Raw genomic sequence first — 24,428 nt, 5'->3', positions numbered from 1 at the left:
CAATATATAGAATAGCGTGAACAATATGACCATTTCTGAAAAACTTTATACTCGTGCCCAACAACATATTCCTGGCGGTGTTAACTCGCCAGTACGTGCTTTTACTGGTGTAGGCGGCACGCCTATATTCATCAAGGAAGCCGATGGCGCTTACTTTACCTCAGCTGATGATAAGCAGTATCTGGATTATGTTGGTTCGTGGGGGCCAATGATTTTAGGCCATAACCACCCAGCCGTTTTAGATGCGGTTATCGAGTCGGCAAAACGTGGCTTAAGCTATGGCGCACCGACAGAAGTTGAAGCGGAGATGGCGGAGAAGATCTGCGAGCTGATCCCATCGATTGAAATGGTGCGAATGGTCAACTCAGGAACCGAAGCGACCATGAGCGCGATTCGTTTAGCGCGTGGTTACACTGGTCGAGACAAAATCATTAAATTCGAAGGCTGTTATCATGGCCACGCTGACTGCTTACTAGTAAAAGCAGGCTCTGGTGCGTTAACGCTTGGCGAACCGACCTCTCCTGGTGTGCCAGCGGATTTTGCGAAACATACCTTAACCGCTGACTTTAATGACTTAGAAAGTGTTGAAGCACTGCTTAAAGCAAATAAAGATGACGTCGCTTGTATTATTGTCGAGCCGGTTGCTGGCAACATGAACTGCATACCGCCAGTAGCAGGCTTTTTAGAGGGCTTACGTGAACTGTGCGATCAATATGGCGCGGTACTGATTTTTGACGAAGTGATGTCCGGCTTCCGCATGGGCGTTGATGGTGCACAAGGCTACTACAAGGTTCAGCCAGACTTAACAACGCTCGGTAAAGTCATTGGTGGCGGTATGCCAGTGGGCGCCTTCGGCGGTAAGAAAGTCATCATGGATTATATGGCACCAGTTGGCCCTGTGTATCAAGCGGGCACGCTTTCCGGCAACCCTGTTGCTATGGCGGCTGGCTTGGCGGCGCTTAATGAAATATCGCAACCAGGTTTCTACGAGCCTCTGTTCGCTTATACTGAAGCATTGGTCAAAGGCATGCGCGAGATTGCTGAGCAAAAAGGTATTGCCTTCACCACCAACCATGTGGGCTCGATGTTTGGCTTTTTCTTTAATGATGCTGAGACAGTGACCAGCTATAAGCAAGTCACCAATGGCGACATGGCGCGCTTTAAAACCTTTTATCACGCGATGTTAGATGAAGGCGTTTACTTATCGCCATCGGCATTCGAGGCAGGTTTTGTATCAGCGTCTCATGGTGATGCAGAGCTAAAGAAAACCTTAGAAGCTTTCGAGCGAGCGTTAAACTCTTTCGCCAAGTAATTTGAAACATAATTTGTTATATTGGGCCTAGATTCACCAAAAATCCTTAACCATCAACCGATAAAGGATGAGCATAATGCGACTAGGTCCTTGGTTTAATTCCAAGCGAATACTTTTATTATGGGCAGCGATTATATGCGCTGCCCTCGCTTTGTTTTTTTATCAAGAATACCGCCAGCTCGACAAAAACTACAGCATTTTACCTGTCGATGGCGAAACCCCAGAATATGCTAACGGTACGATAAAGTGGCTTGTTAAACGTCAACATCCCGACGGCTACTTTGTTAGTAACCCTGACTTATTCGACGAACCCTCCATTCTTAATAAAGAAAGTGTACGCCTCACTCGATACGCAGTTTCTGTGCTTGATGAGCTCGATGCTCTCGAGCAGATAAACAAAGAAGCCCTGATTCAGTTTCTCCTAAGAAACTATAAATCACCAAGCAACGCCATCGGAAATTTAAAAGGCTTTTCCGCTTTACCTAATAGCCCAGTTACCCTCCGCTCGACTCTAGACTCAGTGATTATCCTCAGAAAATTAAAAGCCCTAGGTGTGATTGATAGCGAAGCTGTAGCACAGTTAATTCTCGCCTATCAAAACGACGACGGCGGCTTTTGGGACCCCGACTATCCCGAGTTTGGCAAGCAACCGACACTAAAAGCCACCGCCAATGCAGTTCTCTCGTTGATGTATTTGGACAAACTTAACTCAATGGTAATCAAGCCTGAGTCACAAGAAATGATCAATAATTTTGTTGCTGATAGTTGGTCTAGCGAGTCAAAGCTTTTCGCACCTTTCCCTGGCCACCCTCCGACCAATAGTTACGATATTTTTTATGCGTGGGTCAGTGTCTATTACCTTCCCATTAATCAGGAAAATGATCAAATTCAAAGCAAATTGCTACATTTGGAAGAACTAATTGAGTCGATTAATAGTCAATTCAAAACTAGCGATAATGTTTATAGCGAAGAAATTAATACTGATATCAGTTCACTCAAAGCCACGCGCTTGATTAGTACCACGATGAAGGAACTGGGTAAGCTTGATGTAGTTTCAACGCCGGATATTGTTTCTTTTATCAAAGAATACCGCGATCCTAGGATGGCCTTCACCAACAATATTTACACCGCACACTCTGCCGTAAAAACTCTAGAAGTTCTGGCTTCAACTCGCAAAACAAAGCAGCTAAATCTATATAAAGTGCTCACCCTAACTGCGAGCATCGTAGCGCTTTTATTGTTGACAACCTTGATAACATTTCAACGCAAGGTCAGATCTCGCAGACATAGGGACTTAGTACGGCAAGCTCAATCAGATCGACTGACAGGGTTACACAATCGTTATTATTTAGAAATGCAGTTCGAGCGCTATAGTAATACTTTCTCACACATGGCCTTTGTCTTAATCGACGTTGACCACTTTAAATCAATAAATGATGAACTGGGGCACCTTGTTGGCGATGAAGTCTTGATTGAGCTTTCTGAGCTATTAAGAAGAAACACACGAAAAACTGACACCTTAGCGCGCTGGGGTGGCGAAGAATTTGCGATCCTTTGCCCCGAGACTGAGCCATCACAAGCCGAGACTCTTGCTGAAAAATTAAGGTGTATGGTTGAGAGCAATAACTTTAATAACGTTGGCAAGATTACCTGTAGCTTCGGTATCTCCTGGACGGCCAATCAACAAACACTTAGAGAGCTCTATCTCATTGCCGATAAAGCGCTCTACCAATCAAAACGTAACGGCCGAAACCAGGTAACTTACCTATAACTCCTTGTAGAACGTTTCAGTAACCGTTTAAATATGCTTAAATATTCTTTTTAAGCAAACTAAAATAATACTATGAACTTAACCCTAATTGGAAAAACAGCCCTAGTCTGTGGTTCAAGCCAAGGCATGGGCAAAGCAATCGCTAAACAACTGTCCGAACAAGGCGCTAATATCGTATTATTAGCCAGAAGCCAAGAGAAACTCGAAGCGGTCCAAAAAGAACTCGACCACTCACAAGGCCAGGATCACCATATCCTAGTCGCCGACTTTACTAATCCAGATCAAGTAAAACAGGTAGTCCACGATTTCTTACAACAACCAGAAGCCGCTATCCACATCCTCGTGAATAACACGGGTGGACCACCTCCAGGGCCTGCAAACGTTGCTAAAACCGGTGACTTTTTAGCGGCCTTTAATCAGCATTTAGTTTGTAATCACGAACTTATGAAGCTCGCTCTTCCAAGCATGAAAGAGGAAGGTTTTGGCCGCATCATCAACGTTATTTCAACTTCGGTGAAGCAGCCACTTGATGGGCTTGGTGTTTCTAATACTGTGCGCGGTGCTGTCGCTAACTGGGCAAAAACACTCGCCAACGAGCTTGGTCAGTTTAATATCACGGTAAATAACGTCTTGCCTGGCGCGACCAATACGGTTCGCTTAGAAGCCATTATTCAAAATAAAGCCAAGAAAAAAGGCTTGTCGATTGAAGAGATGGAGCAGGAAGAAAAGTCGATTATTCCGATGAAACGCTTCGGTACGGCTCAAGAATTCGCCAATGCTGTGGGTTTCTTAGCATCACCAGCCGCTGGTTATATTACAGGAATCAACCTGCCGGTAGACGGCGGACGCACTAGCTGTTTATAAGCAGCCCAGGAAACACGCCCATGCAAAAGTTGAAAAACTATATTAACGGCGAGCTGGTCGAGCCTCAACTAGGCCAGTACATCGACAATGTTGAGCCTGCTACTGGTCAAATCTACAGCCAAATCCCTGATTCGACGGTTGAAGATCTTGAGCAGGCTGTTGCTGCCGCAGAAAATGCACAGCCAGCATGGGCTGCCTTATCCTTAGAAAAACGCGCTGAGATTCTAACCAAGGTTGCTGACGCCATCGATGGTCACTCTAACGAATTGGCAAAGGCCGAAGCTATCGATAATGGCAAACCTTTTAGCCTCGCTAAAAACGTTGATATCTATCGCGCCTCAGCCAATATCCGCTTTTTTGCCCAAGCCATTACCCAGTTTTCTAGCGAAAGCCACGCTATGGGCAACGAAGCCATTAACTATACCCTTCGTGACCCTATTGGCATCGTCGGCTGTATTTCTCCGTGGAATCTACCGCTTTACTTATTCACTTGGAAAATTGCGCCAGCGCTAGCAGCAGGAAATACCGTTATCGCCAAACCATCGGAAGTTACGCCGATGACCGCGTACCTTTTTACGAAAATATGTAACGAAGCGGGTTTACCTCCAGGCGTCCTGAATATTCTACACGGCACGGGCCCGTCAATTGGTAACCCCTTGACTACCCACCCGAAAATTAAAGCGATTAGCTTCACCGGTGGCACCTCAACTGGCGCGCATATCAGTAGAGTTACTGCGGGTATGTTCAAGAAGCTTTCATTAGAGCTTGGTGGCAAGAACCCAACCTTAGTCTTTGCCGATTGCGACTTTGAGGAAACCGTAGAAAACGTCGTTCGTGCAGCCTTTGCTAACCAAGGCCAAATTTGTTTATGTGGTTCACGAATTTATATCGAACGCCCTATTTATGACAAATTTAAAGCAGCTTTTGTCGGAAAAGTTAAAGCACTCAAAATTGGCGATCCACTTGAGCCATCAACCCAGCATGGCGCTCTCGTCTCCAAGCCCCATATGGACAAAGTTTTGTCTTACATCGAGTTAGCTCAAGACGAAGGCGGCACTATCCTCACTGGCGGAAAACAGGTGACTATGAAAGGGCGATGCCGTGATGGTTTCTTCGTCGAACCGACCGTCATAGAAGGCTTAGATAATAATTGTCGCACGAACCAAGAAGAAATCTTCGGCCCTGTCTGCACCATCATGCCTTTCGACAGCGATGAAGAAGCCATCGAACTCGCCAATGGTACCCAGTATGGCTTAGCCTCTAGCGTATGGACTAACGATCTCAAGCGCGCCCATCGCGTCGCTAAAGAGATAGAAGCTGGAATTGTGTGGATTAACTGCTGGTTATTACGAGACTTACGCACGCCATTTGGCGGCGTCAAAAGCTCCGGCGTCGGCCGTGAAGGTGGCTTAGAAGCCTTACGTTTCTTCACCGAACCCAAAAATGTTTGTATTAAATATTAATAAAGCTACTATTAGCTCATTGTAAATTTATAGGAAAAAGCCATGCCATCATTTGATATTGTTTCTGAAGTCGATAAGCATGAAATTACAAATACGGTTGATAATGCAAACCGTGAATTAACCACTCGTTTTGACTTTCGTGGTGTAGATGCCAGCTTTGAGCAAAGTGGCGATAGCGTTAAGGTTACTGCCGAAGCAGAGTTTCAGGTTGACCAGATGATCGATATTTTCTACCGCTGTTGCACTAAGCGAAACATTGGTATCAACGCGCTCGACGTGGAAGACGACGCTACTCATTCGGGTAAAACCTTTTTTAAAAACGTTACGTTTAAACAAGGTATCGACAAAGAAACCGCTAAAAAGCTGGTGAAGCTAATCAAAGAGTCGAAACTAAAAGTTCAAGCCTCGATTCAGGGCGAACAAGTTCGTGTCACCGGCAAAAAGCGTGATGACCTTCAGGCCGCTATGAATATCGTGCGCCAAGCTGAACTCGACCAACCTTTCCAGTTCAATAACTTTAGAGACTGATCTCTATACCAAGGAGGGGACAAAGTTAGCGTCCCCTTGCTTAAACTCTACGAATTCGATATAAATACCGTCATGCAATACTTCCCGCACCAAAAAACATCAGGATTTATTTTCGCTCATCAGGGCGGATGCAAATGGATCCTCGATTGAGAATATTCCCTTCTTAGGCGTTGATAACGCCTGTGATTCCTAGTACTTTCTATAAACTCGTATAAAAAACGTACACACTGGGCTCAGCTCGCCTGAGTTAAAGCACTTAACCGATTGATAAATAACAAAGGTTTGCCTGCTTGTTACAGTGATTTAGCATTATTTTGAGGAACTTATGTCAGAAAAAATCGTATCCAGTAAAGCGCCGGATCCTGTTGGCCTATACCCACACGCGCGTCGCGTTGGCAATTTGTTATTTTTATCCGGCGTCGGTCCGCGTCAAAAAGGTAGCAAAGATATCCCCGGCGTAACGCTTGATGAAGATGGCAACATTACCGATTACTGCATCGAAACCCAGTGTCGAAGTGTTTTTAACAACATTCGCTGGATTTTAGAAGAATCGGGCTCTAGCTGGGATCAGCTGGTCGACGTACAAGTATTTCTGACCAACATGAAGGACGACTTCAAAACCTACAACAAAGTCTACGCAGAATACTTCGCCGATAACCAACCCTGTCGCACCACCATCGAAATCAGCTCGCTTCCGACGCCAATCGCCATTGAACTTAAGTGCATTGCGACGATCGGCGAAAAAACTAGCGGCGAAGAAAAGGAGTAGTTGTGATGAGTGATACCGTCAGTAAGCCAGTTGCACCTTTCAACTTTCAGAAGTGGATTGATGAAAATCGTCACTTATTACAACCACCGGTGTGCAATAAGCAAGTTTTCGAGCAAGACGACTTTATTGTCATGGTGGTTGGTGGCCCTAATGGTCGCCGAGACTTTCACTACGATGAAGGCCCAGAATTTTTCTATCAACTCGAAGGTGAAATGGAGCTTAGAACCATTCAGGACGGTAAGCGTGTTGATTACCCTATAAAAGCTGGCGAGATATTTTTATTGCCTCCAAAGGTCCCACACTCTCCAGTACGTTTTGAAAACTCCATTGGCCTTGTAGTAGAGCGTAAACGTCTAGCCCATGAAAAAGATGGCTTAATGTGGTTTTGCGAAAACTGCGACCACAAACTTTATGAAGAATATTTTCAGCTAACCAATGTGGAAAAAGATTTTCTGCCTGTGTTTGAGCGTTTCTTAGAAAGCGAAGAGCACCGTACTTGCGATAAATGCGGAATGGTTATGCCTAAAGATAATAAACTGGATCTGTAATTTATGAACCAACTAAAAATTGATATTCACACCCACATTCTCCCCGAGAATTGGCCAGACCTAAAAGAACGCTACGGTTACGGTGGTTTTGTTCAACTCGATCACCACAAGTGCGGCTGTGCGCGCATGATGGTCGACGGCAAATTCTTCCGCGAAATCGAAGAAAACTGCTGGTCTCCTGAAGTTCGCATGAAAGAATGCGACGAGCATGGTGTTCATGTGCAGGTTTTGTCCACGGTTCCGGTAATGTTTAACTACTGGGCGAAACCCGCGGACACGCACGACCTTTCACGCTATCTCAACGATCATATCGCAGGCATCGTAAAACAATACCCGAAGCGTTTTATCGGCTTGGGGACTCTACCTATGCAAGCGCCTGATCTTGCGATCCAAGAACTAGAGCGTTGCGTTAAAGAGATTGGATTAGCCGGTGTTCAAATTGGTTCTCACATTAACGACTGGAACCTTAACGCGCCAGAGCTTGCTGATTTTTTTGCCGCAGCAGAAGAGTTAGACGCAGCCATCTTTGTCCACCCTTGGGACATGGTCGGCAAAGAAAAGATGCAGAAGTACTGGATGCCTTGGCTTGTCGGTATGCCAGCAGAAACCTCTCTCGCCATTAACTCTATGATTTTCGGTGGCGTGCTAGAGCGACATCCTAATCTGCGCGTAGCATTCGCCCATGGTGGCGGTAGCTTCCCTGCGACTATCGGCCGTATCGAACATGCCTACAATGTTAGACCTGATTTGATGACGGTGGATAACCCTCATAACCCACGTAAATACCTTAAACAAATTTACCTAGATACTTTGGTTCACGATAAAGGCATGCTGGATTATGTGGTTAATTTAATGGGGCCTGAAAAGCTTGCGCTTGGTACTGATTACCCGTTCCCATTAGGTGAGCTTGAGCCCGGCAAATTAATCGCTTCGATGGACTACGACAAAAGCGTAGAAGACCGTCTATTGCATGGCACGGCGCTAGAGTGGTTAAAGCTTAATAAACAGGACTTCCTCGCATGAACCCTTTAGTCGAGTTTGACGGTGTTATGTATCAACTAGAGCTGTCGCAAGCTCGCTCCATCGCTATCGCCTTAACCTTCGATCAAAAACAGCCTAATCATTTCGGCGTTGATAAAGCACAGGCGAAGGCTATCGAGGGCGATGGCTTTGTTGGCGACACTCGTCGCGGCGGAAGCTGTAACGTACAATCCATTTCGATGGTGCCGCATTGTAACGGCACTCACACGGAAACCGTGCAACACATCGTCGACCGAACCGTTCCAGTTGGTGACGCTTTGTCCAGCTCGCTAACAAGTTGTTACGTTTTGTCGGTAACGCCTGAATCCGCTAAAAACTGTCAAGAAAGCTATCACCCGAATTTAGAAGACTTTGATTACGTCATCACTCGAAGTGCACTAGAAGAGCAACTGTCAGCCGCAGATTTAGACCTCATGGGCGCCATTGCGATTAGAACCTTGCCTAATGATTTGAGTAAGCAAAGCAGGGTTTATGGTAGCGAAGAACAACCACCTTTTTTCACCACAGAAGCTATTGAGTGGTTAAGCCAATCCAATATTCACCACCTGCTAGTGGACTTCCCTTCTATCGACAAAATGTACGATGAGGGTCAGCTCCATAACCATCATATCTATTGGAATGTACCAGCGGGTAGTCATGAATTAACGGACACCACTTTAGTCCATAGAACCATCACAGAAATGGTTTTTATCAATGATGATATTACCGATGGTCTATATTGGCTGAACTTACAAATACCACACTTTCAACTGGACGCGGCTCCTAGTCGTCCGGTTTTATACCCTTTAACTGACGTCACTGAACTCGAGGGTGGCGAAGTCGATGGAATAAATAACTATGAGTAATATTTTTTCATTAGAATACGCACAACAACAAGATGCGAACGATCCGATAAAACATATTCGCCAAGAATTCACTATCCCCAAACAGAGTAACGGTGAAGAAGAAATTTATCTGTGTGGCAACTCCTTGGGATTGCAGCCAAAACTGGCAGCTGAGTATGTGAATGACGAGTTATCCCAGTGGGCCAAACTTGGTGTTAAAGGTCACTTTTCTGGCGACTATCCTTGGATGCCTTACCATGAATTTTTAAGTGAAGGCTTTGCTGATTTGGTTGGTGCCAAAACTAAAGAAGTGGTTAGCATGAATACGCTAACAGCAAACCTACATTTTATGATGGTTAGCTTTTATCGCCCAACCACAGAGCGCCATAAAATTATTATTGAAGATCACGCCTTCCCTTCGGATCATTACGCGGTGGAGTCACAGATTAAATATCACGGCTGTAATCCAGACGAAAGCATGGTCTTACTCAAGCCTCGCGATGGCGAAGAAACCTTACGCGATGAAGACATCCTGCAAGCGATTGAAGAGCATGGTGACACTACAGCGCTGATTCTTCTGCCTGGCGTTCAATACTACACTGGGCAAGTATTTGATATGGAATCGATCACTAAAGCTGGGCACGCCAAAGGCTGTAAGGTTGGTTTCGATTTAGCTCACGCCGCCGGCAATATTCCTATGCAGCTTCATGACTGGAACGTCGATTTTGCTGCTTGGTGTACTTATAAATACCTCAATTCTGGCCCAGGTTCTGTTGCTGGTTGCTTTGTTCATGAGCGCCATCACTCGGACAAAGATCTCCCTCGTTTTGCAGGCTGGTGGGGACATGACAAAGACTCACGCTTCAAAATGGAAAACCATTTTATTCCGATGGAAAGTGCCGAAGCATGGCAACTTTCTAATCCGCCAATCTTATCGCTGGCAGCTATTCGTGGCTCGCTTGATACGGTTAAAAAAGCAGGCGGTATTCATGAGCTACGCAAAAAGTCACTGCAACTAACGCGCTACTTGCGTCAGTTACTCGAACAAGAGCTACCTAGCGATATTAATATTCTCACGCCAAAGGATGAAAAATATTCTGGTGCACAGTTATCTCTAACGGTTAATTTGCATGGTGCCGATGGCAAGCAGATCTTTGACGCGATTGAAGCAGATGGTGTCACTTGTGACTTCCGTCATCCAAACGTTATCCGCGTAGCACCGGCGCCACAATACAATTCTTTTGCAGACTGTTACCACTTTGTTCGTATCTTAAAGAAAGCAATCGCAGAGGCTGCAGCATGAGCCAAACTGAGTTAAAGCAAACTGAGTCCATAACTTTAATCGGAGCTGGTCTTGTCGGCTCTTTGATGAGCATTTATTTAGGGCAGCGTGGTTATAAAGTTGATGTCTACGATAAATTACCAGACATTCGAAAAACAAGTATTCCTGCGGGTCGCTCGATTAACTTAGCGTTAGCGAATCGTGGTATACGTGCTCTACAGCAAGTCGGTATTATGGATAAAGCACAAAAGCTTTTAATACCCATGACTGGTCGCCTGATCCACGATATTGAAGGTAATCTTAACCTACAGCCTTATGGTCAAAAACCCGACGAAGTGATTCATTCGGTTCCAAGAGCTGGGCTTGTCAGTCTACTCAGAGATGAAGCCGAAGCGACTGGTAACGTAACGTTTCACTTTCAGCAAAAACTGGTTGGTTTAGATCCCGAGGCGCAAACCTTCACGCTCAAAGACGAAGTTACCGATAATGAATCTGAGCATAACTACCAAGTATTACTCAGCGCTGATGGCGCAGGCTCACGCACCAGACGAGCACTCGAAAAGCTCGGTATTAAAGGCTTCTCATCTGAGCTTTTAGAGCACTCCTATAAAGAGCTAAGTATCCCGCCTGGAGATGTGCATAAATATCAAATCGAAAAGAATGCACTGCATATTTGGCCTCGTGGTGGTTATATGGTGATTGCGTTACCGAACCTGGATGGCTCTTTTACCGTTACCCTATTTATGCCAAACAAAGGTCCTATCAGTTTTAGCGAAATCGACACAAACGACAAAGTCATAGACTTTTTTAAAGAGAAGTTTCCCGATCTGGTTGACCTACTACCAGAACTCACGGAAGATTATTTCACCAATCCGACTGGGGTTCTGGGCACCGTCCGCGCTAAAAATTGGAGCCATAAGAACATACTGTTATTTGGCGATGCTGCACATGCGGTTGTGCCCTTCCATGGCCAAGGCATGAATTGCGGTTTTGAAGATTGCTCTGAAATGAATCGTCTTCTTAATAAGCACTCCGATGACTGGTCAAAGACCATTGAAGAGTTTGCAGACATTCGACGTGACAACGCTAACGCTATTGCCGACATGGCCCTCGAGAATTATGTGGAAATGCGTGACTCGGTTCGAGATCCTAAGTTTAAATTAAAGAAAGCCATAGCCTTTAAACTTGAACAACAGTATCCGACTCAGTTTATTCCGCGCTACTCAATGGTGACTTTTCACCACATCCCTTACGCAGAAGTTTTTCAGCGTGGTAAAGTTCAAGCGGACATTTTGACTGAGCTGACAAAAGACAAACACACCATCGAAGAAATCGATTGGTCACATGCTACAGAGCTAGTACAAAAGCACCTAGCACCAATCTCAAAGGAGTTTTTAAATTGAACACGATAACAAAAATAGGATTAACGCTTGGACTAGCGCTTAGCTCGAGTGTGAGCCTTGCTGATAATAGCGAGACAACTAAATCTAGTAATATCGAACTCGCTACTGAGTGGATGGATTATTTAGCGAGTGACGAGCGTAAGGGTCGCCTCACAGGGAGCGATGAAAACAGTGAAGTCCAAAACTGGCTTATTAATAAATTTAAGACTATTGGACTCGAAAAAGTTCCTGGGCAAGATTCTTATCTGCAAAAGTTTACCGCTTATAACCGTAAAGGTGATTCTTTGCAGGCCGCTAATGTTATCGGCTATTTACCGTGCAACTGTGACTCAGATCGTTACTTTGTTGTTGGCGCTCATTATGATCATGTTGGCGTAAATCCAAAGCTTGAGGGCGATCAAATTTTTAATGGCGCTGATGACGACGCCAGCGGTGTTGTTGCTTCACTAATCTTCGCTAAGACTCTAAAGCAATACGACAAGTTACCATTCAACATTATCGTGGGAATGTGGGATGCTGAAGAAATGGGCTTACAAGGCTCTAAACACTTTGTAGCTAATCCTTGGGTTCCGCTATCGCAAATTGAAAGTGGCTTTATGTTTGAGTTAGTCGGTGTGCCATTAAAAGACTCGTTAAATAACGCTTGGATGACTGGCGACAAATATTCAACGCTATACCCAACGTTAAAAACTGAATTAGCGAAACAAGATTGGCAACTAGATCCTGTGTTAGACCCCAACATGGGACTGTTCTTCCGCTCCGATAACGCACCTTTTGCTCTTTTAGATGCGGACAACGCAACCATTCAAAAGGCTTTCCAAGGTCAGAAAAAAGCCAAGGTTAACGGCATCCCGATGCATGCTATATCAGTTTGGCGCGGTCAGGATCATTACCATAGACCGCATGATGAAGCCTCACTAATCCATATTTCAAATCTAGTTTCGTTGGCTCAGTCGCTAGCTGTCGCGGTTGAAAGTCTAAGTCCCGATACTAAGATTCAGTGGCTCGACAACGAGCAGTTCGAATTTAGCCGTCCGCAGTAGCAATCCCAGTTACTGAATTGGAGGTTTAAAACCTGAGTAGTTGCTAAGCATTGCACTGAGCTTAGCAACTACTGCTTCACGCTCACCATCCGAATAGGGTTTCGGTTCGACCTTACCCCATACTGGGGCTGGCCACGCCGGATCGGTTTCGTAACGGACAATATGGTGAATATGAAGCTGCGGCACCATATTACCCAAAGCGCCTAAGTTCATTTTGTCAGCCTTAAAAGTTTCTGCCAAAGCCTGCAAAACGAAGTTTGACTCCTTTGCCAAGGTCTCCCTTTGTGACTCAGATAACTCGTAGGTCTCCCGAACACCACTGACCCGTGGCACTAAAATTAACCACGGATAATTGGCATCATTCATCAGCAAGACCTGAGACAGCTGGAGGTTCCCAAGTAGAATACAATCGCGCTCTAGCCTTGCGTCTAATTTAAAGTCCAAAGAAGCTCTCCTCTTCAGGTTTACAGTTAGCACTTTCCGTTGGTGCCGTGCCACGGATAAACGGTACTTCTATCGACTCTTCACAGTAGTCATCAGCAAGTAATCCCGTCGCGGGATCAATCAGCTTCCACTCAATATTTTCTTCATAGCCTAAACGTAAAGTTTCCGTCGGTATGCCGTTAAATATATCGGTGAATACTGGTAAGGCAGCTGATGAGCCAGTAATGTTTGCTTCCTTATTATCGTCGCGCCCGACCCAAACCACGGCTAAATGCTCGCCAGAGAACCCAGCAAACCATGAGTCTTTAAGGTCATTCGTTGTGCCGGTTTTGCCTGCAAAATTGGTGAATGGGTTTTGCCTATGCAAATAACGTGCAGTACCTTTTTTCACCACTAACTGCATGCCCGCTTTGACTAAATAAGTATTTAACTCTGAAGCAATTCGCTCCGAATCGATAGGATAACGCTCGAGCAACTCGCCTTGATTATCAGTAACCGCCGTAATCGCCGCAGGCTTAATTTTTAAGCCACCGCTTGCTAGCGACTGGTATAACCCCGCCAGCTCAATTGGTGTTAGCTCCAACACACCCAGTGGCAAAGCATCCAGCGCTGGAACTTCGCCTTCCACCCCTGCTTGCTCGATGAACTCAGCTACGTTTTCAATGCCCACCTGCTGCCCAAGACGTGCCATGGCGATGTTGTAAGACTTCATTAGCGCTACAAATAAAGGCACTTGCCCATGGTATTGGCGATCATAGTTTCGCGGCTGCCACAAGGTGCCGTCGCGCTGCTTAAGCGATAAAGCCTCGTCACTAATGATCGTAGACAAGTTGTACTTGTTACTTTTTTCCAATGCTGCTAACACCACATAAGGCTTTATCACTGAGCCAATCTGACGCTTTGCATCAATAGCGCGGTTGAACCCAGCTTTATCAGAGTAGCGATCGCCAACTAAGGCTAAGATGTTGCCAGTGTCACTCGACGTAATAATTACAGCGGTTTGTAGCGAATCTTTTTCAATACCCTTGCTTCGCTCAATAGTATCCAGTGTGGCTGCAACTTTCTCCTCGGTATAACGCTGCATAACCGGATCGAGCGTGGTAAAAATTCGTAAGCCTTCCGACTTTAACTCTTCCTCGGAATAAGAATCCTGCAAGCGACGACGAACCAGATCCATAAAGGCTGGCACTCTTGATAATTTCAATGCTGGCTTTGCCACCACCGATAACGTAGTTTCGCGCTGTTGCTTATACTCTTGCTCGGTTAAATGCTTTTGGTCGTACATCAATTTTAAAACTTGATTTCGACGCTTTAAGGCCGCTTCTTTTTTTCGGCGTGGGTTATAACCACTTGGGCTTTTGAGCATCCCCACAAGCATTGCAGATTGTGCAGGCGTTAAGTCGCGTACTCGCTTATCAAAAAAGTACTGACTGGCGAGCCCTACGCCATGAATCGCACGACCACCATCTTGCCCAAAGTAAACCTCATTGTAGTAAGCTTGCAAGATATCATCTTTTTCATAACGGACTTCTAGAATCACCGACATGATAGCTTCTTTAAATTTGCGCCATAAGGTACGTTCATTCGTTAAGAAGTAGTTTTTCACCAACTGTTGAGTAATTGTACTCCCGCCTTGTGAGCGACCATCACTACGAATGTTATGCCATAGAGCACGCATGATGGCTTTCGGCGAGACCCCATTATGCTCATAAAAATCACGGTCCTCAACAGTCAACAACGCTTGCTTAAAATGCTCTGGAACTTCCTCCAGTTGCACTAAAATACGATCTTCCAGTCGGTTTGGATGAAACTGCCCAATTAATAAGGGATCCAGTCGCGCCATCTGTAGGCTTTCTCCCGTATCACGATTTTTTAGATTGGCAATACGTCCTGATTTAATGCTGAAAGACACCGGCAGCGATTTCTGCTCACCATCCCAAAACTGGAACTCACGAATGTAGATAAAGAACGAACCTTGATAATTTTCGTAGTCACCTTGGCGCGTGGCTTTGACCACTTTTCGGTAGCCTAACAGCTCAAGCTCTTGACGTAAGCGAGTCGCGGTCATGGGCTTGCCATTTGCCAGTTCTAACGACTGGGCATACACCCTAGCCGGCAGTTGCCATCGGTTTTCGCTAAATTTACTCTGGATTACAGAGTCTAAATACAGCGTAAAACCTGCAAAAACAACCACAAAAACTAATAATAGCTTCCAAAATAAAGAACGGATTTTCTTGCGGCGAGCTTGCTTTGCTTGTGTCGCCTTAGTTTTTTTAGCAATTTTCTTTTTTGGTTTTTTTGACATATTATCAATACTATTCGTTACAATTGGTCTCATCTTAACAAATTAAACGTCGTAAATTATATGTTCTCTATAGCAAATTCTGTTAAAAATAAGGCACGACTCTTTTTTGCTATCGATATCCCACAAAACATCAAAAATCAGCTCGAAAAGATGCAACAAAAGAACCCTGTTTTCACGGGGCGGGCAGTAAAGGTTCACAATTTCCACATTACCCTTCAGTTTCTAGGTTCATTAGATCGACAGAAGATCCCTGATTTAATCGACACCATCGACTCACCTGGAATAAAGCCCTTTTCATTAACCCTAGAGCGCTATGCCTATTACCCCAAGGCTGAAGTTGGCTGTATCGAGGTTATTCAAGGGAAAGACCAGTTAAAGGAAGTCAGGAAGCATATTAACCAATCGATAGCTCAAGAAGGCTTTTTTGCGCCCAAGGAAAAGCATGGTTTTCGACCACACGTCACGCTATTTCGGGAATGTCAGCCGGTTAGTGATTTGCAGCAACTCCTGAACATTGAATTAAAGGCAGAACGTTTTTGCCTCATGGAGTCAGTGCAAAACGAGAAAGGCGTGTATTACGAGGTTTTAGAGGAATGGCCTTTGTATCAGCCTAGCATCAAAGAACAGTTTTTTGGAATTAAGGATTAACCGTTAGCTTTATGTCATCGCGAGAGAGCTGACGAGTGAAGCGATCTCAATAAAGAGACTGCCACACTCCCTAGTCGCTCGCAATGACCAGCATTCTTCAACTTTTCAGTAATTTAGCCGCGATCGTTCTGAAGCCTAAACCAGTACCACCAGCTGACCATTTTGGCGTTGGGCTGTCGTTATAAGCAGACGCTAAGTCGACATGCACCCAGCCTTGACCATCATTCGGAACAAAGCGAGAGAGGAAACCCGCAGCATTACTCGCACCACCCGGTCCACCACCTTTTACGGCACGACTGTTTGCCGTATCGGCAAAGTGTGACGGGCAACGGTGTGCATGGAAGGCCTCTAGCGGCAATGGCCAGTGACGTTCGTTTTCTTCACGAGCAATCTCTAAGAAGTTCTGGCTTGCATCCTGATCAAGCGCAAATACCGCGTTGTAATCACCACCAACGGCAGTTACCGCAGCACCTGTTAATGTCGCTGCATCAATAATCGTTTTAGCGCCCGACTGACCGGCTAACAACAAACCATCGGCTAACACTACGCGACCTTCCGCGTCTGAATTTTGAATTTCGACTGACACGCCATTCGGGTAAGTCAAAATATCACCGAGCTTATAAGCATGACCGCTAATTAGGTTTTCAGCGCAGCACAAATATAAGTCCACAGGTTTATCTAAACCACGAAGGATAGCTAATGCTAAACCGCCAGTTACAGTCGCAGCACCGCCCATATCGGCTTTCATGTGTAACATGCCAGCGCTTGGCTTGATACTATAACCACCACTATCAAAAGTAATTCCTTTACCGACTAAAGCAGCCACTGGCATGCTGTTATTGTTTTTCGGATCATACTTAAGCTTGAGTAGTGCAGGTGGACGCGAGGAACCACGACCCACTTCCCAAGTTCCGATGTGGCCCTGATCTTTTAAGTCTTCACCGACTATAATGTCGAAGCTGACATTGTCCGGAGCAAGGCTTTGAATGAACTGAGCCGCTTCTTCAGCCAAGACTAGTGGTGCTAAAACTTCAGGCGTTTCATTAACCATCGAACGCATCCAACGGCTGACTTGGATTCTCGCATCTAACTCGCTATTGTCTTCGTCGCTAAGCTCTGCAAAATCAATCTGTACATCCACTTTCGGCTCGTAGGCACCTTGGAAAAATGCCCACTGCTGTTCTAGCTGCCAGCCGCCTTTTAAGCTAAAAAACGACAATCCTTGAGTAATTAAGCGACGTGCCGCAACTTGAATTAGCTCAGGATCGTTGGTGTGAATCGTCGCACTATCATCTTTGAAGCTCAGGATTGCGCCTTGGCCCCATTGCTCAGGTGCGCTTTCACTGGAAAGATAAATATCTAAAGTCATAAGAATCCTTATTATTTGTATTTAGGGCAAAAGCTGTTTTTAAAACAGATGCCCTAATTTTGACTGTTTAGTGGATAAATACAGTGCATTATGAGGGTTTTGGCCAAATTTTAATGGCACGCGCTCGACCACATCGATGCCAGCGTCTTTCATCGAGCTGACTTTTCGTGGGTTATTGGTCATTAAGCGAATTTTACCGACGCCTAAAACGTCTAGTGCGTCTGAAGCGACCTTAAAATCTCGCTCGTCAGCGCCAAAGCCTAAATGCTCATTCGCCTGTACCGTGTCCATTCCCTGATCTTGCAGGGAATAGGCTCGAATTTTGTTGGTTAAACCAATGCCACGTCCTTCTTGACGCAAATACAACAAAACGCCAGAACCTTCTTCGGCTATCTTTTCTAGGGCAGCTCTAAGCTGAAAACCACAGTCGCAACGCAGACTGAATAAGGCGTCGCCGGTTAAACACTCAGAGTGAATTCTTGCCAATACCGCCTGTTCTTTATCCCACTCGCCATACGTCATGGCGATATGCTCTTTGCCATCATTGGTTTCAAGCGCATGGATCATAAAGTCTCCCCAAGGAGTTGGGAGTTTGGCCTGGAGGCTATCTAATTGATTCATTTGGTTTGTATTACCACTAATATTGAGAACAGGTCTATTTTACACGATGTGTCAACTAATCGACAGTCTGTAGCGAGCCCGATTGATTAACTCATCGCTTTAGGTTTAAGCACTTCCGCCACCTTGACCCAGAATTCATCCCAATTTTCAGGTGTATCGGCGTGCCCCGTGGAATGAATTTGATGCTCCGCGTCCTGTTTCGCCGCTAAAAGTTTGCTCAAAGCATCAATTGGCACAGTGCGATCTGCCTCGCCATGCACCAGAAACGCTCGTCCCTTATAGTTTTTCAGCGCCGAGACATTATCAAACGGATCTCTTACCAAAAACCGCGGAACCCAGCGCTGTTTCGCCAGATCCATGACGCTTGAATAAGTCGACATCAAAATTACCGCATAAGGCGTTTTTTCCGACAAAACACTCAAAACTGCACCACCACCCATCGAGCGCCCAAGCAGTGATATATGTTCTTTATCATACTGGGGCTGTTGCTCGACCCAGCTGTATGCCTTAAGCATACATTCTTTAATCGTTCTGTAGCTTGGCTTGCCGTCAGAGCGCCCATAGCCTGGATATTCCACTAATACCACGCTGTAGCCTTGCTCACGGATATAGTCCACTCGAGGTGCCCAATCGTCAATAATATTACCGTTACCGTGTGCCAACATGACGACAGGCGACTTATCGCCGTAGACATTTTTTAATGGCGGTAGCAGACCAAGCTCGAACTCACCTTGTGAAAAAGGTAAGCGAACCAGCTCACCTCCCGCTTGGATAATTAAATCGGCATTATGAGCGGGTAACTCATGCACTGGAAATAGTAGTCGGCGCTGTACTGTGTAAAAAAACAGCACATAAATTACATATAAACCGACCACAGCCAACAAACCCCACAGAATCATTTGCATAAAACTCTATTGCGTCTATTTTTTATACTGATAGAATTCTTACATTCTATACCCAAGCCCCTAGAAAAACTATGGGCTGGGCGTGATGAAATAGCGCAGAATTGCGATAATTTGAGAAACTTTACACAATCATTGGCACTCGATAAAAACACACTGGATACGATTTACTATGTCACATTTATGCTTAGTTACGGACATCAAAGACGGGCAAGCAAAGGCCTTTCCACACCCTTCGCCGAGCGAAGATCGCGACCTTATAATCGTGCGTCAAGGTCTGAGTGTGTATGGCTACGTCAACCGCTGCCCACACGCAGGAACCAACCTCAACTGGCAGGACGACCAGTTCATGACTGACGACGAAAAGTATCTCATGTGCTTCACCCACGGCGCCCTGTTTGAACCCGACACAGGCCGCTGCGTCGCAGGCCCTTGCGCCGGCGCCAGCCTCAGCGAAGTAAAACTAGAAGTCGAAAACGGTAAAGTGTTTTACGCGGAGTAAGTTTAGAGGCAAGCTAAACTTATCCATTTATGCGATTATATATTTTGTGTTGCAATCCTTTGACGGTGCCATTTCGCTAAATAACCTTTTAGCGAATGCACTATCAACACAAGCGCTAGTAGATTAAGGTCGAACATAATGCTACTAAAGACCCACTCCGAAGGCACATCAACATAATAATTAGTTGTTAAATTAGACTCCACTCCTGCTGAATCTGTAAACATAGTCAGTATATTAAAAGCTAAATGGGCACCCACAGTGAATGAAATGCTTTTGAAAAGATAAGTGAAGTACGAATAAACTAAGGCTGACACTATTAAAAACCAGCTGTTTTCGATCGCGGTTGTGTGCCAAAGGGCAAATAAAACCGCAGACACTAAGCAACTTAACCATAATTTAAGCCCTAAACCTTGGCCGAGCTCTACTAAATACTTCCGAAATAACAGTTCTTCGCAAAGAACACCCACAGCAACAATGGCTAGCAGCAGAATAATTCTATTACAATATCTTGGAAGTTAGCGGCACCATCATCAAACAGAACATTTCGGTATAGATTAATGAGGAAACAGGCGCAGAAACCCGCTATAAAAAGCAGATACACCTTTTTTGACTTTAAACTAAGTAATAAATTGGTTTTTAAGACAATTTTATATAACAATAAAATGGCGATACAAAGTATAGAGATAGAAAGTGTCTGATTAAAAATCAAATCGTTTTGTAAGCGCGTTACATCATCGACAAAAGTTGTAGCAACAAATCCTATAGCTCCCCCCGCCAATAACACAAATAGCGCAAGAAACAGCACCGACAGCATCCACTGTTTTTTACTAATCATCTTTTTCATCCCTATATCCTTGATTATTATCCCGCGTATTAAATCATAAAGTACTGCTATTTCAAGCTTGTATCTGTTGCTTTAGCTAGCGGGGATTACTAGACTGAAGCAAAGCAACAATAAATTATAAGTATGAAATTCTCTCCACCTTTAATAAAAACCACCCTACTTAAACGCTACAAACGCTTTTTGGCGGATGTGGTGAGTGACAGCTCTAATGATGAGCTTGGTGAGTTTACAGCGCATTGTCCGAATACAGGTTCGATGAAAAACTGCTGGCAGGAAGGCGATACAGCGTGGTTATTGGATTCGCAAAACCCGAAACGTAAGTATTTATACACTTGGGTGCTGAATCATAACCAGCAAGGCGATTGGATTTGTATCAATACCCATTTGGCCAATCAGGTTGTCAGCGAAGGCATTGAGGAAGGAGTCGTTGAGGAACTTCTAGGTTATGAGTCCTTGCAGCAAGAAGTTAAGTATGGCGACGAAAACAGCCGTATCGACCTGCTCTTAACAGATCCCAGTAAGCCTGACTGTTACGTGGAAATTAAAACCGTAACCTTGCTCGAATCTGGTCTTAACGAAAAAACAGGCGAAGCGTTTCAAGCTGGCGCGGGTTACTTTCCTGACGCCGTGAGTACGCGCGGTCAAAAGCATATTCGCGAACTTGTCAGCATGGTCGAGCAAGGTCATCGCGCTGTGTTATTCTTTCTAGTGCAACACACCGGCATTAAAACGGTCAGTCCAGCGGCTCATATTGACCCTAAATATGCTGATTTATTGCACGATGCCGCACAAAAGGGGGTTGAAATCTATGCTTACAATACCCATATCAGCCCCGCAGAGATAAAGTTGCACCAGGCCCTACCAGTAATTATCTAATGATATCAATTGGTTAGCCGAAATCTCTGAAAATTATAGCTTATTTTGCCAAATTTGGCTTTTCAATTGGTACGTAGAGGGCTAATATCCTTCTTTCACTTTTTCAAAAGCTTGTCAATGCAAATATGAAATTGTGATATGACTTTCAGTCAAAAGATACCATAAAGTAAATGGAGCATTGGATTAGATGCCACGTAAAAAAACAGCTACGAATACTACCTTACAGAAGTTAGGTATTGAGCCTTACAAAGAGAAGAAAGGCGAAGAATACATGAACGATGCTCAATATGAGCATTTCCGTCATATCCTTAGCGAATGGAAACGTCAGCTAATGGAAGAAGTTGATCGTACTGTGCATCACATGCAAGACGAAGCGGCAAACTTCCCTGACCCTGTCGATAGAGCTTCTCAAGAAGAAGAGTTTTCATTAGAACTTCGCACGCGTGATCGCGAACGCAAACTTTTGAAAAAGATTATCCAATCGATCAATAAAATCGATGATGAAGAATACGGCTACTGCGAATCCTGCGGTATCGAGATTGGTATTCGTCGTCTAGAAGCACGTCCAACGGCCGAGCTTTGCATCGATTGTAAGACTCTAGACGAAATTAAAGAGCGTCAATACGGCAGTTAATGCCCGCGAGTCCTAAAGAGTCTGTAAAAAAAACCCGAGTTCATGACCTACGTGAACTCGGCGACTCTGTTTCCCCTATCGAAAAGCCTTCATTACGAGGACGTTTCGCGCCCTCTCCTTCTGGCCCTTTACACTTTGGCTCACTTGTTGCTGCAGTCGGCAGCTATTTAGTGGCGCGTTATTACGGCGCCGAATGGCAAGTTAGAATTGAAGATATCGACCCACCGCGTGAAGTCGAAGGCGCCACTGATACCATCCTGCGCCAACTCGAAGCATTTGGCCTGCACTGGGATGGCCCTATTATCTATCAAAGCGAAAATATTCCACGCTTCAAAGATATTCTCGAGTGGTTAAAAGCTGAAGGGCTACTCTACGCTTGTGACTGCACCCGAAAGAAGGTGAATAAACTCAGCGATGATGGTCGCTACCCTAATATATGTCAGCATAAGAAGCTAAGCTTTGAGGGTGAAGTCGCTTGGAAACTGCGTCACGGCGATGGCGACTACAGCTTCTTTGATCAGATTCAAGGCACATGTGCTTTTGACGAGTCGCTTTATCGCGAGGATTTTACGGTTAAACGCAAGGATGGCTTGATGGCTTATCAGCTAGCGGTAGTGGTCGATGATATCCATTCCGGGATTGACCATGTGGTGCGAGGGATTGATTTATTAGACTCGACACCGCGTCAGCTACGTTTGTATGAGGTGTTAGGTAAACCAGCGCCACTTTGGTTCCATCTGCCTCTTGCAATCAACAGCGATGGTAATAAGCTCTCTAAACAGAACCATGCGCCATCGATAGAAGCCAAAAACGCTAGCGTATTACTTCATCAGGCCATTGCATTTTTAGGACAAAAGCCCCCAGTCTCACTACGCGATGAACCGCCAGAGATTATTATCGACTGGGCGATTGAGCACTTTAAACTCGAAACTATTCCCCAGCAGCAACAAATTCTTTATCCTGAATCCTAACCCCAGAATCATGACGTTTTGCCACAGTACGGCTTCAAAGTCCATACAATGCCACAGTAAAGATCAACAGGGCTCAAGAGCTGTGCTATTATTGCACCATTGAAAATAACACATGACGTATGACACCTATTGATCTCAACAATAAAACGATGGTTTTCTGGCACAAAACATCAAAAAGATGGCGGGACAGCCACTAACATGAAGCAACCAGACCACATTATTCCTCGTGATCAACACACAGTATCACGTAAGGACATCAGCGACAGCGCCCTAAAAGTCCTTTATCGGCTGAATAAAGCAGGCTATGACGCCTTCTTGGTCGGCGGTGGCGTGCGCGATATTTTGTTAGGGCTAAACCCTAAAGACTTCGATATCACCACCAACGCGACTCCTGAGCAGATCCGTGCACTTTTTAGAAACAGCCGTATTATTGGCCGCCGCTTTAAACTGGTTCATATCATGTTTGGTCGTGAGGTTATCGAAGTTGCAACCTTCCGCGCTCATTGCGATAGCAATATCCAACAAGCCAAAGACGGAATGATTCTGCGCGACAATGTTTATGGCACCATCGAAGAAGATGCCGAACGTCGTGACTTCACCATTAATGCTCTGTATTACAACGTTAGAGATTTTAGTGTCCACGATTATTGCAACGGTTTAACCGATTTACGCAAACGCCAGCTTCGCATGATTGGCGACCCAGAGACTCGTTACAAAGAAGATCCTGTGCGTATGCTTCGCGCAGTGCGCTTGGCGACTAAACTAGGGCTGACGATTGAAGAAAAAACACTAGAGCCAATCTCAAGACTCGCACATTTATTAGAGCAAATCCCTGCCGCCCGTTTGTTCGAGGAATATCGAAAAATGTTCCTCGCTGGCAAGGGTGAAGCCATGTTTGAGGCGCTACAAACTCACGGCTTGCTCAGCAAATTATTCCCAGCAACGGAGCAGTTACTGGCCGCGCATCCTGACTTTGAAAGCTTTATTCAGGCAGCTCTAGAAAATACCGACAAACGTATTGCTAGTGATAATACAGTCAATCCAGCGTTTCTTATCGCTGTTTTCTTATGGCAACCACTCCTAGAGCGCGCTCATCAGCTAGAGACCAAAGGCCACAGCTATAACGATGCTTTCTTTAAAAGCATGGGCCTAACGCTAGCCGAACAAAGTCAGTTTATTTCAATTCCCAAGCGCTATAGCTTGGTCATCCGTGATATTTGGGCACAACAAATTCGCCTACCACAGCGCCATGGCAAGAAAGTATGGTCTGTGTTGAATCATCCACGATTCCGCGCCGCTTATGACTTTTTGGTATTACGCGCCGAGTCAGATCCTTCATTGCGCGAAATTGCCGACTGGTGGACTAAATTCCAAGACGCAGATAAAGCTGAGCAACAAGCCATGCTGCCGAAAAATCGTCGCCGCAAAGTCAAACGCCGTCGCAAACCCAAAAACAAAGACTAA

The 24,428-nt window shown here is 45.1% G+C and carries 25 protein-coding genes; 18 read left to right on the top strand and 7 right to left on the bottom strand.

Going from position 1 to position 24,428, the window contains the following annotated elements; genetic code table 11:
* The first annotated feature begins 25 nt into the window (after positions 1-25).
* The 12 genes from hemL to DL796_RS05445 all read left to right on the top strand — a co-directional run bounded on the left by hemL (position 26) and on the right by DL796_RS05445 (position 12,848).
* Positions 26-1,312, top strand: a complete 1,287-nt coding sequence (hemL, locus tag DL796_RS05500; RefSeq protein WP_110200646.1) for a glutamate-1-semialdehyde 2,1-aminomutase — start codon at positions 26-28, stop codon at positions 1,310-1,312.
* Positions 1,313-1,388: 76 nt separating this feature from the next.
* Positions 1,389-3,083: a diguanylate cyclase gene (locus tag DL796_RS05495; RefSeq protein WP_170114217.1), complete on the top strand. Its 1,695-nt coding sequence runs from the start codon at positions 1,389-1,391 to the stop codon at positions 3,081-3,083.
* A 72-nt stretch (positions 3,084-3,155) separates the two neighbouring features.
* Positions 3,156-3,947: an SDR family oxidoreductase gene (locus DL796_RS05490; protein ID WP_110200644.1), complete on the top strand. Its 792-nt coding sequence runs from the start codon at positions 3,156-3,158 to the stop codon at positions 3,945-3,947.
* Positions 3,948-3,967: 20 nt separating this feature from the next.
* On the top strand, positions 3,968-5,410 hold the full coding sequence (locus DL796_RS05485; protein WP_110200643.1) for an aldehyde dehydrogenase: 1,443 nt from the start codon (positions 3,968-3,970) through the stop codon (positions 5,408-5,410).
* A 42-nt stretch (positions 5,411-5,452) separates the two neighbouring features.
* Entirely contained in the window at positions 5,453-5,938 is a 486-nt protein-coding gene (locus DL796_RS05480; protein WP_110200642.1) for a YajQ family cyclic di-GMP-binding protein, read from the top strand.
* Positions 5,939-6,263: 325 nt separating this feature from the next.
* Positions 6,264-6,707 carry a RidA family protein gene (locus tag DL796_RS05475; protein WP_110200641.1) on the top strand — a complete coding sequence of 148 codons (444 nt, stop codon included), beginning with the start codon at positions 6,264-6,266 and terminating at the stop codon, positions 6,705-6,707.
* A gap of 5 nt (positions 6,708-6,712) precedes the next feature.
* On the top strand, positions 6,713-7,255 hold the full coding sequence (locus DL796_RS05470; protein WP_110200640.1) for a 3-hydroxyanthranilate 3,4-dioxygenase: 543 nt from the start codon (positions 6,713-6,715) through the stop codon (positions 7,253-7,255).
* Between the two features lie 3 nt (positions 7,256-7,258).
* Positions 7,259-8,278 carry an amidohydrolase family protein gene (locus tag DL796_RS05465; protein ID WP_110200639.1) on the top strand — a complete coding sequence of 340 codons (1,020 nt, stop codon included), beginning with the start codon at positions 7,259-7,261 and terminating at the stop codon, positions 8,276-8,278.
* Complete coding sequence (locus DL796_RS05460; RefSeq protein WP_110200638.1) at positions 8,275-9,141, top strand: cyclase family protein; 867 nt, start codon at positions 8,275-8,277, stop codon at positions 9,139-9,141. Before DL796_RS05465 ends, DL796_RS05460 begins: the two co-directional genes overlap by 4 nt.
* The gene (gene kynU / locus DL796_RS05455) at positions 9,134-10,423 is read left to right on the top strand and encodes a kynureninase (RefSeq protein ID WP_110200637.1); all 1,290 of its coding nucleotides are present in this window, start codon (positions 9,134-9,136) and stop codon (positions 10,421-10,423) included. Before DL796_RS05460 ends, kynU begins: the two co-directional genes overlap by 8 nt.
* Positions 10,420-11,805 carry an FAD-dependent oxidoreductase gene (locus tag DL796_RS05450; protein ID WP_110200636.1) on the top strand — a complete coding sequence of 462 codons (1,386 nt, stop codon included), beginning with the start codon at positions 10,420-10,422 and terminating at the stop codon, positions 11,803-11,805. The genes kynU and DL796_RS05450 overlap by 4 nt, the downstream gene beginning before the upstream one ends.
* Positions 11,802-12,848, top strand: a complete 1,047-nt coding sequence (locus tag DL796_RS05445; RefSeq protein WP_227592978.1) for a M28 family peptidase — start codon at positions 11,802-11,804, stop codon at positions 12,846-12,848. The genes DL796_RS05450 and DL796_RS05445 overlap by 4 nt, the downstream gene beginning before the upstream one ends.
* 9 nt (positions 12,849-12,857) lie before the next feature.
* Here DL796_RS05445 and DL796_RS05440 read toward each other — a convergent pair whose 3' ends face one another.
* Together DL796_RS05440 and mrcB are read right to left on the bottom strand one after the other, a co-directional pair.
* Complete coding sequence (locus DL796_RS05440; RefSeq protein WP_110200635.1) at positions 12,858-13,292, bottom strand: HIT domain-containing protein; 435 nt, start codon at positions 13,290-13,292, stop codon at positions 12,858-12,860.
* Positions 13,282-15,597, bottom strand: a complete 2,316-nt coding sequence (mrcB, locus tag DL796_RS05435) for a penicillin-binding protein 1B (protein ID WP_110200732.1) — start codon at positions 15,595-15,597, stop codon at positions 13,282-13,284. The genes DL796_RS05440 and mrcB overlap by 11 nt, the downstream gene beginning before the upstream one ends.
* Before the next feature lie 60 nt (positions 15,598-15,657).
* Here mrcB and thpR point away from each other — a divergent pair, with 60 nt between their 5' ends.
* Entirely contained in the window at positions 15,658-16,245 is a 588-nt protein-coding gene (thpR, locus tag DL796_RS05430) for an RNA 2',3'-cyclic phosphodiesterase (protein WP_110200634.1), read from the top strand.
* A 97-nt stretch (positions 16,246-16,342) separates the two neighbouring features.
* Here thpR and pepB read toward each other — a convergent pair whose 3' ends face one another.
* The 3 genes from pepB to DL796_RS05415 form a co-directional block, all read right to left on the bottom strand.
* Positions 16,343-17,614 carry an aminopeptidase PepB gene (pepB, locus tag DL796_RS05425; RefSeq protein ID WP_110200633.1) on the bottom strand — a complete coding sequence of 424 codons (1,272 nt, stop codon included), beginning with the start codon at positions 17,612-17,614 and terminating at the stop codon, positions 16,343-16,345.
* Between the two features lie 39 nt (positions 17,615-17,653).
* Positions 17,654-18,235 carry a GTP cyclohydrolase II gene (ribA, locus tag DL796_RS05420; protein ID WP_110200632.1) on the bottom strand — a complete coding sequence of 194 codons (582 nt, stop codon included), beginning with the start codon at positions 18,233-18,235 and terminating at the stop codon, positions 17,654-17,656.
* 86 nt (positions 18,236-18,321) lie between these two features.
* Positions 18,322-19,134 (bottom strand): alpha/beta hydrolase, encoded by an 813-nt coding sequence (locus DL796_RS05415; protein ID WP_227592977.1) that lies wholly within the window; start codon positions 19,132-19,134, stop codon positions 18,322-18,324.
* 175 nt (positions 19,135-19,309) lie between these two features.
* On the opposite strand from DL796_RS05415, the gene DL796_RS05410 reads away from it, so the two are divergent.
* A complete protein-coding gene (locus DL796_RS05410) occupies positions 19,310-19,639 on the top strand; it encodes a Rieske (2Fe-2S) protein (RefSeq protein WP_110200630.1) in 330 nt (109 codons plus the stop codon).
* Between the two features lie 35 nt (positions 19,640-19,674).
* Here the strand turns inward: DL796_RS05410 and DL796_RS11830 are convergent, their stop codons facing one another.
* Both DL796_RS11830 and DL796_RS05400 read right to left on the bottom strand, forming a co-directional pair.
* A complete protein-coding gene (locus tag DL796_RS11830) occupies positions 19,675-20,106 on the bottom strand; it encodes a CPBP family intramembrane glutamic endopeptidase (RefSeq protein WP_170114216.1) in 432 nt (143 codons plus the stop codon).
* Positions 20,107-20,117: 11 nt separating this feature from the next.
* Positions 20,118-20,483 (bottom strand): hypothetical protein, encoded by a 366-nt coding sequence (locus DL796_RS05400; protein WP_110200628.1) that lies wholly within the window; start codon positions 20,481-20,483, stop codon positions 20,118-20,120.
* Between the two features lie 123 nt (positions 20,484-20,606).
* Here DL796_RS05400 and sfsA point away from each other — a divergent pair, with 123 nt between their 5' ends.
* The 4 genes from sfsA (at position 20,607) to pcnB (ending at position 24,428) form a co-directional block, all read left to right on the top strand.
* Positions 20,607-21,359 (top strand): DNA/RNA nuclease SfsA, encoded by a 753-nt coding sequence (sfsA, locus tag DL796_RS05395; RefSeq protein WP_110200627.1) that lies wholly within the window; start codon positions 20,607-20,609, stop codon positions 21,357-21,359.
* 187 nt (positions 21,360-21,546) lie between these two features.
* Positions 21,547-21,993 (top strand): RNA polymerase-binding protein DksA, encoded by a 447-nt coding sequence (dksA, locus tag DL796_RS05390; RefSeq protein ID WP_110200626.1) that lies wholly within the window; start codon positions 21,547-21,549, stop codon positions 21,991-21,993.
* Positions 21,993-22,964, top strand: coding sequence for a tRNA glutamyl-Q(34) synthetase GluQRS (gluQRS, locus tag DL796_RS05385; RefSeq protein ID WP_110200625.1), 972 nt, complete (start codon positions 21,993-21,995; stop codon positions 22,962-22,964). Before dksA ends, gluQRS begins: the two co-directional genes overlap by 1 nt.
* 198 nt (positions 22,965-23,162) lie before the next feature.
* Entirely contained in the window at positions 23,163-24,428 is a 1,266-nt protein-coding gene (gene pcnB / locus DL796_RS05380; protein ID WP_110200624.1) for a polynucleotide adenylyltransferase PcnB, read from the top strand.

The sequence above is a fragment of the Kangiella spongicola genome, assembly GCF_003194565.2.
Lineage (GTDB): Bacteria > Pseudomonadota > Gammaproteobacteria > Enterobacterales > Kangiellaceae > Kangiella > Kangiella spongicola.
Note: the sequence above shows the minus strand (reverse complement) of the source record. Positions and strands in the feature narration are given on the sequence as shown.